This window comes from Bradyrhizobium iriomotense (genome assembly GCF_030160715.1).
Taxonomy (GTDB): Bacteria; Pseudomonadota; Alphaproteobacteria; order Rhizobiales; family Xanthobacteraceae; genus Bradyrhizobium; species Bradyrhizobium iriomotense.
In genome coordinates this window covers 314727-327617 of sequence record NZ_BSOW01000002.1, presented here as the reverse complement: position 1 = coordinate 327617, position 12891 = coordinate 314727, and the positions used below count along the sequence as shown (strand labels likewise).

11 protein-coding genes are annotated in these 12891 nt (G+C 58.6%); 2 read left to right on the top strand and 9 right to left on the bottom strand.

Features of this window, described 5'->3' with window-relative positions; genetic code table 11:
• Entirely contained in the window at positions 1–543 is a 543-nt protein-coding gene (locus tag QQL28_RS03795) for a hypothetical protein (RefSeq protein ID WP_284261250.1), read from the bottom strand.
• A 272-nt stretch (positions 544–815) separates the two neighbouring features.
• On the opposite strand from QQL28_RS03795, the gene QQL28_RS45885 reads away from it, so the two are divergent.
• The gene (locus tag QQL28_RS45885; RefSeq protein ID WP_348522476.1) at positions 816–1013 is read left to right on the top strand and encodes a ribbon-helix-helix protein, CopG family; all 198 of its coding nucleotides are present in this window, start codon (positions 816–818) and stop codon (positions 1011–1013) included.
• 46 nt (positions 1014–1059) lie between these two features.
• Here QQL28_RS45885 and QQL28_RS03785 read toward each other — a convergent pair whose 3' ends face one another.
• The 8 genes from QQL28_RS03785 to QQL28_RS03750 all read right to left on the bottom strand — a co-directional run bounded on the left by QQL28_RS03785 (position 1060) and on the right by QQL28_RS03750 (position 10866).
• Entirely contained in the window at positions 1060–1293 is a 234-nt protein-coding gene (locus tag QQL28_RS03785) for a hypothetical protein (protein ID WP_284261245.1), read from the bottom strand.
• A gap of 62 nt (positions 1294–1355) precedes the next feature.
• Positions 1356–1595 (bottom strand): hypothetical protein, encoded by a 240-nt coding sequence (locus QQL28_RS03780; RefSeq protein WP_284261242.1) that lies wholly within the window; start codon positions 1593–1595, stop codon positions 1356–1358.
• Positions 1592–3241, bottom strand: coding sequence for an IS66 family transposase (gene tnpC, locus QQL28_RS03775; RefSeq protein ID WP_284261240.1), 1650 nt, complete (start codon positions 3239–3241; stop codon positions 1592–1594). Before tnpC ends, QQL28_RS03780 begins: the two co-directional genes overlap by 4 nt.
• Before the next feature lie 71 nt (positions 3242–3312).
• Positions 3313–3660 (bottom strand): IS66 family insertion sequence element accessory protein TnpB, encoded by a 348-nt coding sequence (gene tnpB, locus QQL28_RS03770; protein ID WP_271566441.1) that lies wholly within the window; start codon positions 3658–3660, stop codon positions 3313–3315.
• Entirely contained in the window at positions 3657–4052 is a 396-nt protein-coding gene (gene tnpA / locus QQL28_RS46080) for an IS66-like element accessory protein TnpA (protein ID WP_431309569.1), read from the bottom strand. The genes tnpB and tnpA overlap by 4 nt, the downstream gene beginning before the upstream one ends.
• Before the next feature lie 260 nt (positions 4053–4312).
• Complete coding sequence (locus QQL28_RS03760) at positions 4313–6598, bottom strand: nSTAND3 domain-containing NTPase (RefSeq protein WP_284261234.1); 2286 nt, start codon at positions 6596–6598, stop codon at positions 4313–4315.
• Positions 6599–6601: 3 nt separating this feature from the next.
• Positions 6602–9337 carry an ATP-binding protein gene (locus tag QQL28_RS03755; RefSeq protein ID WP_284261232.1) on the bottom strand — a complete coding sequence of 912 codons (2736 nt, stop codon included), beginning with the start codon at positions 9335–9337 and terminating at the stop codon, positions 6602–6604.
• Between the two features lie 596 nt (positions 9338–9933).
• Positions 9934–10866: a helix-turn-helix domain-containing protein gene (locus QQL28_RS03750; RefSeq protein ID WP_284261230.1), complete on the bottom strand. Its 933-nt coding sequence runs from the start codon at positions 10864–10866 to the stop codon at positions 9934–9936.
• Positions 10867–11123: 257 nt separating this feature from the next.
• Here QQL28_RS03750 and QQL28_RS03745 point away from each other — a divergent pair, with 257 nt between their 5' ends.
• Complete coding sequence (locus tag QQL28_RS03745) at positions 11124–12890, top strand: KAP family P-loop NTPase fold protein (RefSeq protein ID WP_284261227.1); 1767 nt, start codon at positions 11124–11126, stop codon at positions 12888–12890.
• Position 12891 lies beyond the last annotated feature (1 nt).

Here is a 12891-nt window from a genome sequence, read left to right as displayed (position 1 = left end):
TCACTCCTCCTGGATTCCGACTGATGCGGGATCAATGTCGATGAAGCTGTCAGTCGCCCGGTCGTAGCGCCGGCACCTGACGTTGCGCCGGTCTCCGACAATCCGCTCCACGACGAAGATGTTCTCGAAGCCGGGGCGAGTCTCGACGAGCGGCCGCGCCTCGGCGCAAGCCGCGCAGCGCGTCACCAGCCAGCCCGAGCCGTGCAGCCGGCCCGGCTCGCCGCAGACTTCGCAGGTGCAGGCACTGCGGGCCTCGGCCAGGTTGATTGCTTCCTCGACCTTGGCGTCGGCCTCGGGCGACAGACCGCCCTCCCAGTAGAAGCGTAGCGTCCCGTATTTTTCTTTGATCTGCGTTGCGTGAAACGTCCCGCCATCGGCGTGGACCGCCGCCCGGATGCGGGCGCAGGCGCGCTCCAGCAGGTCGCACCAGCCGTCGCCGACGGATGGCCAGCCCTGGGCCGCGGGCGGATCGCCAACCGGGTGGAAAAGATCCGCGTAGGCCTCGACCAGTTCGACCCGCCAATCCCGCACGACGCCCGACATCACACGACCTCAACACAAACGCTACGAACAAGAACAAAGCAGGAACATAAACCGGAGTCAATAGTCTTATATCTATCTATTTGAAATAGGTATCTATATTTGAGCTTGCTTTGCGGCGAAATTGCCGTGCTTTCAATGGGATGATAAGAATTTGAAATCGAAGAATCGCGGCCGATTGTCGGGGAAAATCGCCGGGCGGCCGCCCCGATCCCTTGCCGTCGCCTGCAACCCATGGGACGGTTCTCGGGATTGCACAACGCGCAGGCAGGGCAATGGCGGACGCGAAACCGTCTCCGAGAAAGGGGCGAAAGCCCCCTCCAGGCGACAAACGGCAATTCCTGACGTCCATGGATCCTGAGGTCATTCGCCGGATCAAGCAGGCGGCGATCGGACAGGACAGGACCGCGTCCGAGGTCATGGAGGAAGCCGCCAGGGAGTGGCTCGAGCGGCATCACACGGGGAAAAAGTAAGGCGGGCCGGGGGAGATGCTTCAGACAGTGAAGACGCGTGCAAGTTCTAAAGACGATCGACTATGCACTGAGCGACCAGATCGAGAATCTTGAGGACCTGGTCTGCCAAGGCGAGAAGGCGGAAAGCCTGCGCACGCGCCTCCTGAGCGCGTAGCCGAATGCCAAGGTCGTCGACGCGGTCGCGACCGCGTTCTCTGACGCCATCTGCGACGCCGTGAAATCGAAGGCCGTCGCGAAATCCGCCCAGATCGCCGACGATCAAGTAGTACGGGAAGAGCATCACCCTCCCTCAATGACATCCCGCTCTCGTACTATCGTATCCATTCGGCGTAGGCCGCAGGGTTACCGCCTGAGCAGTTCAGGGTTCTCTTTGTAGAACCTGATCAGCTCGATGAGGTTTTCGATTCCAAAGTCGGTGAACGCCTGGATACCGTCTTCTCCGACGCCATAGACCCAGATGACGCCGTCCTCGATCTCCATTTCGTTGGCGATGTCCCACAGCCAATCTTCGTCTTCGCCGAGGTCTTTCGCGACCTGGGTGATGGTGGTGACGTGATGGACCTTGTTGACGTGCGTGGTCATGCCGCTCGAGCGGAGAGTGCTGATGCCGGCGTCCAATTCCAGGGCAGAAGTTCGTCCAGCCGATGAGTCGGATGGGCGGCAATGCGGGTGAGGATATCGGCGAGCCAGACCTGCGGGTCGATGCCGTTCATTTTGGCCGTGACGATGAGGCTGTACATGGCTGCGGCGCGCCGCCCGCCGCGATCAGATCCGCAGAACAGCCAGGACTTTCGCCCCAGAGCGATGCCTCGCAAGCCCCGTTCGGCGGCATTGTTGGAGAGACACACGCGTCCATCTTCCAGGAACAGCGTGAAGCTCGTCCATCGCTTCAGGATATAGTTGAACGCCTTGGCCAGGTCGTGCCCACGGGACAGCTTGGCGAGCTGTTCCCGCATGTAGACCTGAAGGTGATCGACCAAGGGACGGCTCAGCGTCTGCCGCACCTGAACACGCTCCTCCGCACTCCTGCCATTGATGGAGCGTTCGATCTCGAACAGCGCATCGATCCGGCGCACGACCTCGACCGCGATGGGCGAGAGCGGGATCTCCTTTTTGCCGGCAGCCTTGCGCCGCGCATTCTCTTCGATGTCGGCCATGGCGAAGAACGGACGCCTTCCATGCGACCAGCAGGCAGCCTCCCGGATCGGTCGGGGCTGGCGTCCCGCCAGATAGAGTTGGTTGTACCCGTCATAGGCGTCGGCCTGCAGGATGCCGGCATATCGGGCCAGATGCCCCTGCGGATGCTCGCCCTTGCGGTCGCGCGAGTAGTAGAACATCGCCGCTGGCGGGCCGGCTCCACCAAATGGCTTGTCGTCCCGCACGTAGATCCAGCACCGCCCCGTGTCGGTCTTACCCTTAGCCAGCACCGGCACCGTCGTATCATCGGCATGAAGGCGCTCGGCCGCCATGACATGGGCCTCAAGGCGGCGCAGCAACGGATCTAGCGAGGCACAGACCGCCCCCACGGCATCCGCCATGGTCGACAGTGCGATCGGCACGCCTTCCAGAGCGTAGCGCTCGGCCTGGCGGTTCAACGGCTGATGTTGGCCGAACTTCTCGAACATGATCATGGCCAGGAGGCTCGGGCCAGCCCATCCCCTGGCGACGGCATGGAACGGGGCCGGCGCCTGGCTGATCTTCTCGCAGTCGCGGCAGGAGAACTTCTCCCGAACCGTCTCGATTACCTTCCACTGGCGCGGCACCACTTCCAGCGTGCGGGTCACATCCTCGCCGAGCTTGCGAAGGCGATTGCTGCCGCAGCATTCACAAGCCGTAGGCCCATCGATCACCACCCGTTCCCGTGGCAGATGCTCAGGGAAGGTCTGGCGCTCGGCACGCGGGCGCGTAAATCCACGCACCGTCGTCGTCTTCGCCACGGCCCGTTGCGCCGCAAGCTCGTCCTCGGTGGCGTCGGCTTCCAGCTCTTCGAACGTCAGCGCCAACTGCTCAACCAGCCGCGCTGAACGCTCTGACCGTTGCCCATAGATCTGATGTTTTAGCTTGGCGATTTGCAGCTTCTGCTGGGCAATCAGCGCTTCGTCTTGCGACGCTTTCGCGCGGGCGACCGCGAGTTCAGCGGCGACCTCCAAACCCTTCGCGCGCTCGACTGCCAACGCCTCTTTCAGGGCGGCAACGTCATCCGGAACAGCGTCGCGATCAGCATCCATGCGACGCAGTGAATCACAAGTTGGACGCGTTGGGACTCCTCAAAATGCCGGCAACCGCAGATTTTCCTAGATCAGCCCGCGCTCTGCGGTCGCCAGCTCAGTTGCGGATTCCTCCAGTCAATTCCTTCCAGCATATAAGCCATCTGCGCCGCGGAGATCGACACCGCGCCGGCCGAGGCCGACGGCCAGATGAACTTGCCGCGATCCAGACGCTTGGCGTAGAGCGACATGCCCAACCCGTCATGCCAAAGGATCTTGACCAAATCGCCGCGGCGGCCCCGGAAGATGTAGAGATCGCCAGCATGCGGATCGCGCTTCAGGCTCTCCTGAACTGTAAGAGCCAGGCTTCGCATGCCGCGACGCATGTCGGTGTGGCCAGTGGCGATCCAGACCCTGACGCCGCTCGGAATCGGGATCATCGTCGTCGTAGGAGCTCAAGGACTCGCTGCAGCGCCTCAACGTCTACGTCACGGTCAACGCGAACGCGACAGCCGCCACCAAGCTCGATCTCGATGATTCCAGCCCTTGCACGCGGCGCAGGCGGGGAAGACGCCGGTTGTGGCGCGTCGCTCGAGATCGGAGCCGCCACCGGCGTGATCTCGACGGGAACGAGAGCTGGCACGGAATCTCCGCCCAGTCGACCCTGGCGCGCTTGTCGACGCCAGGTGAACAGCAGGCTGTGAGCCACCCCGTGCCGGCGTGCGACGCCGCAGACCGTCTCGCCGGCTTGCAAGGTCTCTTCGACAAGGCGAACTTTCTCGTCGTAACTCCATCGTCGCCGACGCTCGGCGCCCAACACATTGACCTGCATTCGCCCCGTGACCTTAAAGCTAGACTTAAGGTCAAATCCTCGGGCCGCCTATCAAACTACACAAGGCGGCCGACGCCGGAGGGATACGTACTATCTGCCTGTAGGAGGCTTATCGCCTTTCCTGCTCATTGCGATCGACGGATGGATACTTTTTGGGGGGGCATGGAGCGATACGACGCAATCTCGGTATTTTGTAGGGCGGCTTCCTCAAGCCCGCTCCGGGTCATTTTGATTGCTTCAGCTGAGAATGAGTCAGCGTTCTAGCCGAGACTTCCAAACAATCGTCGGACCTCTTCGACGTCTTCAGATGTCGCACGTTTGCTTTGGGCAATCGGTTGGTAGTCGTCTTCCGAAACATCGTCCGTCGATTTGCGCGTCCGTTCGATGGAAACGTTGAGCTTTTTGATAGCTTTCTTGAAAACCTGATTATGGGACTTCTGGATGTCGCGCAGGCTATCCCTCATGCTCTCAAGATCGGATAGCTCGTCGTAGCTTTCTAGTTCGTCATAAACGCCCTTTCGACGATATATCTGATACGAATCGACGAACCTCGCCTCATCTTCCGCAATCCAGGGTGATGAGTTGGCGCGGTAGTTAAAGAGCGCTTGCCATTCATAAGTACGAGCATTGGATAGCTGTGCCAACACGCTATCCATCAATGCACGATGAAGTTTGTCTCCTCCGTTTTTGTAGACCCATTTGCAATCTTCGATCGTCCGTAGGACGTCAAGAAATCCCGGAACGTACCTGAGCGTCTTTTGCAAATGTTCATAGGCCAGGATCATGATGCTCAGCATTTCGTCCGACTGTGCTTCATCTGCCCATTTGACGATCGTGCGCAGACGGGTATCCGGAGAGTCGTCGATATAGGTCCCTATCAGTTTGCCCGTGCTGTCATGCTGCCAACGCAGGTAGGGCTCTCCTATGACCCGTCTCAGCGCCTCGACAACCGAACCGTTCGGTACCAATGCGCTTGCCAGTTCATCGGATCTTTCGGCCGATTGTATATCGCGGAGGGAGCGGAGTTGCGAGAAGCGGCTTGAGGATTCGATAATGTCACAGGCATAGTCGCGGTTGGTTCGGAGCAGTAACTGTATGAATTGTCGGATCGAAGGATTGAGAAAGCTGACTTTCTGTTCCGATATCCGAAGAAATGAACTTTCGAGCTCGTTCAAGGCCTTCCGGAAGTCGTTCGCGGTCGTTGGAAAATTGTACTTTCGCGACTTGAGCTGATGCAGGGGCAGCCATGAAGCTTGGAGCACGTCGGTTTCCGCTCCCCAGCGCAGCACGGCCAGTGTGAAGAGGAGGCTACGCGCTGCCTCTGAAATCTGGTTCTCGAAGGCGTGCAGCCAGATTTCCCGCGGATTGTCGAGAAGCGCGCGGACGTGCTGCTGATAATTCTCTGCCGGGACTGTTTTCACGCGGGCATAGCCGGATAACCACTCGACCAGGCGGGGATTGAAGTTCCGGTGCCGGATGACCTCGAAGTAGAATTCGTTCTCGAGAATGGCGGCCTTGTATTCGGCTGGTAGATCGCTGAAATAGAGATGGTTGTAGAGGATGCGTGCCTTCTGCCCGAACGTGTAGTCACTCAGTTCCAGCAGGAAGCGGTGGTTGATGAGCGAGCCATGACGTAGCTTTTCGGAGGCATCCAGAGCTGTGCGCAGAATGTGTTCTCGGGTGGTCAGGATGAACCGACTTGCCTGCGATGTGCGGATGGCCTGCATGAAATGGATCAGCGCTGCGTCCTGGTTTTTGGCCAGCAGTTCCGGTCGTTGCTGCAGAAAAGTCTCGCCCAGGAAATCGTCGAAGTAGAAGATCTGCTTGGCTTGGCTGTCAAAGAGGCGTTTGCCTTCCTCGACCCCACCTTCAATGACGACTGGCTCGAAGCCTTGCTCGAGATGTGCAAGCAGTAGCATTTCGGCGAGCGTGGTCTTGCCGATGCCTGGCTCTCCCGAAATGACAACCACGCGACTGTCGTGAAGGATCTTCTGGGCACGTGGAAAAGCGTCGTTCTGAACGAAGAGCGGTACCTTGCGGCAGACCCGATCGATCTCAAACTGGGTTTGGGCATGCTCGGCGTTGTGTAGAACGCGTTGCAGCACGGCAACGCTGGGCAGCCAGAGCTTGAAGTTGGCGGTCTCGACTTTCTTATGTCGACGGAGTAGGGCGTTGATCCGATCGCGGTGATACACGTCGGTCTGTCGCTTGAGGTAAGGCTTGAACAGCTGAACTAGCGCTTTTGTGTTTGCCGGCGTGAGCCCGAGCGACGTGAAGAGAACATAGCGGTTCGGCGCGAGCGCGCGGACTTTCGGCAGTTCCTCCTTCTTGAGATGAGAGAGTAGCTTGGCGAAGCTTGTATGCGGCGTGTGCTTACATTGAATAATCGTTTCCCGCTTCGTGTCAGAAAACGCCCGCAGATCGATGCCGGCGTCCGGACCGGGCGTAAAAATTTCGAGGCCGGTCTTCCAGTCGGCCTGAAGCAGATCGAGCGCCAGTTCCTCGAAATCGAAGGCCGACAGCCGGGTGAAGTCGTACGCGGGCATGGCCTATCTGCTGTGTAAAGTGGCGTAGAAGCGCCTCTGCGCGCCCGGCGTCGGCTCGTATCGAAAGCATTCCTGGTAATTGTCGATGGCTTGCATGACTCCAAGCAGGGCCGGTGCGGAGAATGCTTGCGTCTGACCCGTGGCCCAATGCGAAACGAAATTCCCGATGATGGTTGCCGAGTGCATCTGCAGTGCCTGCTTTTGGGCGGGTTCCAGGATCAGACTGCCCGCGCGGTCTTCGAGTTCGACCGCGGCCTTTATAGCGTTGAGGTATTCGCCCGGCGTCCGCTTGTCGTCGCCGAAGGCAAGGTCGGGCGGCACCGGAATCCGGCATTTGTCGATGATGGTCTGAAGGACATATTCCAGGTATTGGCGCAGCCGTGGGGCTGCGTCGTCCACGCGTCCCTGGTTCAGCAGCGTGTTCGTGGCATCGCGCACCTTATTGACGGCACCCGACTGCAAAAGGACTGCTGTATGCGCGGTGCCCTCAAGTCTCTGGTGCGACCAGGCAGGCGAGCCGGCGTGCTTGTTAAACAACTTTTCCAGCAACGTATCGTGGCTAAGTAGGATCACTTGCGGCCCATCTGCCTGCAAGGGGCGCGCAAATTGGGTTCGGATGACCTCGACGAGGTGGTGCTGGTGTCCGGCATCGAAACTCGATGTTACGTCGTCTAGGACGATGAAACGGGGCGCCCCGCCGTAAAGAGATGCGGCGGCCAGATAGACCGAAACGGCAAATGCGTTGCGATAGCTTTCCGAGAGCAGCGCTTGGGCCGACACATCGCGAAGGGTCCAGAAGGTGCCCAAGCCGATCGAAAGTTCTTCAGTTCCGGCCGGCTTACGCAGAATAGGCGTCACTGGGCTGAACATGATCCGATTGAACAAAGTCTGACAGAGCGGCTCGACCCGGGCTAGGCGAGCCGCCGCCATGTTGGATTCGGCCTGGGCAAAGGTCGCACTCGCCTGGTCGAGGAAGGCCTTCAACCTGGTTACTCGTCGCACCTGCGCGGAGAGGTTTGTTGCCTCGCCTTCTGCGGCATGAAGCGCGGTCCAGCTCCTTTGCAGCCTTTGTGCGGCTTCGATGGCGCGCGTCACGCTCACCAGCGAGGTGGGCATAGTGCTCGATAGTCTTGTCGTTTCGTCAGCAAGTCGCTGGAGTTCGCTATCGGCCTGGGCGCGAATATTCGCAAGATGACCGCCTAGGGCCGCGACCTCGGAGCTGCCGATGGTTCCTTCCTCGCCGGAACGCTTGAGCCGCCCAAGAAGCAATGCCTCCTGATCCCCGATCGTCAGCCTTTCGAGTTCCTCAAGGTCCGACCAGCCGTTAGCCGCCCATTCACCCGCCAGCGCGGTTGTCGCGCTCTCTACCTCATTGTAATGCCCAAGTTGTGCGCGCACGCGATCAAGCACAGAATTCGGATGCTCAGTGCCGCAAGTCGGGCATAGGTTGTCTGATGGCCAGCCCTCTGCTGACATCACCTCATCGCTGATCTTGTACAGCCGCTGCAGGGGCTCACCGGACGTGGCGGCCAGAGCCTGTTCGCGATCCCGTGCCAGCGTCTGGAGTGTCGCGGCGTCGGACGCGGTCGGAGCCGCCCTATTTGCAGCCTTCCAAAGTGCCTCGGTCTGGATCAGGCTGGCGAGCCGCTGCTTATCCGCGCCGCCCTCGGCCGCGTTCACGGCAGCATGGCAGTTTTCGCCACTGATCTGCATGAAGGCCTTGCCATTGCATTCCGACGTCAGCGTCGGGATGGCCTGCAAGGCGGCATGACAGCGAGCCTGGGCATCGCTCGAACTTGTGCCCGGCACCAGCCTTTCCAGCACGAGCGCCTCGTAATCGGTCGCAATCGCCGCTCGTGCTGCAGCAATCGTCCGGTCAAGGCCGGACTTCTTCGTCGTCTGCGCGCTTGTGTCGAAATGCGCGTTGAACGATCGCGTGTGGCAGAGCTGCTGTAGCTGCTGGCGCAGTGCGGAGTAGCGGGCCAGCCCCAACAGACCGGAGAACGCGCGGCCTCGATTGAGCGCGGTCTCGTCCATGAAGCTCTCGAAAGTCGGTCCGTCGAGCAGAACAAATTCGCGATCGAGTTCGGCAAGCAAGGCGTCGGCTCGAGGATGCCCTGCCACGGTTCGCTGGCCGAGCCTGTTCCTCGTGACGGTCAATTTGACGGCCGGCGTTCCGTCATTGGGACACAAAGTCATTTTGACCGTGCCGACCCCTGCCGGGTGGAAACGGTTCAAATAGTAATCCTGGCCTCGTTCGGCCTGCAGCAGCCGGTCGAGTTTGTCGATCTTACCTCGGAGCGCGAAGCTCAACGCGTCATAAATGGAGCTCTTGCCAACGCCGTTTGGCGCGGTGATCGAACTGACGCAGTCCCGCTTGAACTTAAGTACGAGCGGCGCGCCTTCGTTGTTAATACCGCGAAAGCCCTCGATCTCCAATTCCTCAAGAAACCAATGGACGACGGCAGGCGGTGTCGTTGGAGCGGCCGGCGAGCTGGCAATCGAAGAAGCCGTAGCCGCAGCCTGCGCTGTGGATGAAATTGAAACAGTTGCAAGAGCTTGCTCGAGGGCATCGAGCAAGGCACCCTTGTCCTGATCAGCATTGGCCAAAGCCGAAAGAAAGCCCTGCAGTGCAGGGCCGGCCACCGGATCGAGATTTGCAAGCTCCGCTGAATAGTTGGCGATATTCTGGTCGAATGTCGATGCGTCGCCGAATGCGAACGCGGCGGATTGTGGCATGGTTGTTCCCCCGCACGGGTACTAGCATGAGGCGAAGGAAGTCTCATCGAAATAGAAGAGGGATCACCAAGGTTAGCGCTTGATAACCGCCGCGCGGCGAATTTGGCTGTGGACATCCGTCGGTAGCGCTCCATCGGGTGTGTTTCGGCTCCCAAGCTTGACCCCCAATCGGCGTCCAACGCGACCCCGACCCCGACTACGATAGAATCATGAAGCCGGGTCAGATGCTTGAGCGATAAATGAAGGGGGCAATCTTGGGCGCCGATCTAGGGGTCAAATAGCGCGCCGATTCACAGTGAGAGCCATCGTAGTCAACGAACACCCTATTCAGCTCAACGTACTTCGGCATTATCGACGAGCTTTCAGGTTGACTCCCTTCGATCGCGCAAATACCTCGCGGCGATCGCTGAGTCTTCAGCTTCTCTATGAAATGGGCGGATTAAAAAAGGTCCGTATCAGCCACCGTTCGGTTGCGGTGGAGCCGCCGTTCCATTTACTTCGATTCGTCCGAGAACAGACTAGCCGCTCGTGCGCGCTGACGCTCGATCAACGCCTTTTCGACGATTGATCGCTTGAACATCTCAAACGGGTAACAGCTAGCTTGCCAATTCGAATTGTGTTGGGATTTCCCAGGCTGTGGTGTGGTTCGTGAATTTTACGCGGATACGCGGTGCCGGGCCCATCATAATGGGATAATCTTCGATTTCACACACGATGCCGACATCTCCAGCGCCAATCTCCGGTCGTTGTTGACCTGGAATTAGCCGGACTTGGTCTCCCACTGAGAAGGGGCAGTCGTTGCGCTCGCTGACAATGAAAAAGCCCGCAGCAATCTCGGCGCTAACATCTAAAGCGTCATGATCGTCGTCGCCGGCGCGGAGCTTAAGGTATGTCTTAGTGCTACCATCACCGAATCGAATGCGAAAGCCATTATAGTCGATAGGATCCACTACCGCGCCGGTAACCGCCGTGAACCTGCGACGTCCAATAAGATGAAGCCTCGTTCTGTCGATTGTCTTTCCAACGATATTTGGGTCGAACTCTATCGGCGGCAGATCGTTGCGAGTTAAGAGCACGCGACCGTCGGGGTCGAAGTCAGATCTATCCACTTTGTCGGCTGCCGTTATCAGGATTCGTGCCACGTCCCGGTCAAAGGCTGCGATCGGTGCGATGTTGGACAGCGCAATGCCCGCCAACGCCTGATAGCTTACGAAGCCGGTAAAGCGTTGCTGTTTGTAGTCGAATGCAAAAGCGACCCATTCGCGATGCTCAACGTCATCGCGTCGAAAAAGACGAGGCATTGCTCCTCTCTTTCGTACACCTTCGCCGCCGCCATTCTGCGGTATGAAAATGATGCCAGCCGAGTTCAAGGCTGCTTCGATCGCATCGATGGTTCGCACCTGCTGATTGCGTTGATCGCGCTCAAAGTCGGCAATCGTCTTTTTCGACACTTTCGCGGCTGTCTCTAGTTCTTCTTGAGACCAACCGAGGAGGGCTCGCGCCGCCCGGCATTGGGAAGGAGTAATCATTATTGCTCCAAAAAGGTAACTTATAAATATATAATATTACTCTAAAAGAGTAGTTGCAAGAGGCTGGCACTAATCTTTTTGCGGTCCTTTGGCCCCTTGCGTGAGCTGATCGGCTTTGAACAAGACTTTGGTTCTAGTCGGTACAACCAATGATTGCCGGGCGCCTCTTGGGCTTCTAGTTTCGTCGCGAAGGGGGCACCGGGCGGCGGACCAATGTATCGGGTCCGATCAAGAACATCGTCCCCATCGAGGGGACTATGTGGGCCGACGCAGACGCCAAAGTTGACTACCTGAACTTTTCTGAGGTTGCGGAACTCGCCGCCGAGATGGTGGGAACAGAGCGCTTGCTTCCTCTCTCCCTCGGAATTTTTGGCACTTGGGGGACGGGAAAATCCACTGTGCTCAACCTCATGAGGGGAGAGCTGTCCCAGCACAAGCAGAAATTCCTCTTCGTAGAGTTTGATGCCTGGTTACACCAAGACTACGACGACGCTCGAGCCGCGCTCATGTCAGTGATCGCAAAAGCGTTGCTCGATGAAGCTCCTGAGGGCTTACGTGAAAAGGCATTGAGCCTACTCAAGCGCACCAACAAACTCCGAGTTCTCGGGTACGCTGCTGAAGGTGCAGCCGCTTTTTGGGGTGTCCCGACCTTCGGTTTGATTCGGAAGGGAGTCGAGGGACTCGGAGACATTCTGTCCGGTGATGCCAACGAAGATGACGTCAAAGCTATCGAAGAAGGCGCTAAAGACGCAAAGACCAAGTCAGAAGGCTTGTTCGCTCCGGAGCCTAAGAAAAGTCCACCCGAAGAGATCGTAGCCTTTAGGCAGGAATTCAGCGAGGTCCTGTCGGGTCTCGGCAAGACCCTAGTCGTCTTGATCGACAATATCGATCGCTGCACGCCTCCGAATACCATTCACACGCTAGAGGCCATACGTCTCTTCCTTTTCTTGCCGCGCACCGCCTTCGTTATCGCGGCAGATGAGGACATGGTCCGTCATGCCGTTGCCACGCATTTCAGGAACCCCTCGCTTCGTCTGGTCGAGGACTACCTCGATAAGTTGATCCAGGTGCCGATCAGGGTCCCGAAGCTCGGCGTCCAAGACGTGAGAGCCTACATGCTGCTGCTGTTCGCTGAGGCTTCCGGAGCGAATGGGGACAGGCTGGAGCAGCTCCGAGCTTTTCTCGTTGATCAGCTGCGACAAGCCTGGAAGCCAGATGCCAAATTTGGTGTCGATGAAGTGCTCTCCATCCTCAAGCCGGACGATCCGAGGACGCTCCGCTCGACGCTCGATCTCGCCGACCGAATGGCTCCTCTTCTCGCGTATTCCGCTAACGTCAACGGCAATCCTCGTATTATTAAACGGATGCTGAACGTCGTTCGCATGCGGGCGTCTGTTGCTCGGAAGCGAAAGATGGAGCTCGATGAATCCGTCATCGCTAAGTTGGCACTCTTTGAGCGATGCACCGATGCAAAGGCCGTTGACGCTTTGCACACCGCAATCAACGCCTCCGCAGGAAAACCTCACTTTCTTGCCACTCTTGAATCCGGGGGCACCGATGGCGATCAGGCGATCGAAGGATGCCCTCCGGAAATCTTGAAGCACGTTGACTTTGTCCGTGATTGGGCCGCGCTTGAGCCGAAGCTGAGCGAAGTAGATTTGAGGCCTGCTGTTTATCTGGCACGCGAAACTGTCCCGCTCCGGGCTACAGCAGCGAAATTGTCAGAGGCCGCGATAAAGGCGGTCGATGTGTTGCGACAAGTTCGAACTGAAGCATCTCCGACCGCGAAAGCTGCCATCGAGTCGATCACGACGGAACAGCCGGCCGTTATGGAAGAGCTAATCAGGCGAATGAGGTTGAATCCGGAGTGGTCACGCTCCCGGGACGACTTCCGCGGCGCTGTGCTGCTGGCGAGAGCGAACGAGGATGCGGGCAAGATGCTCGCGTCGTTTGTGAGTTCGCTTGGGGAGAAGGCACCACGATGGATGACGATGATGATGAGCGGCAAAGCGAAAGAGGCGTGAC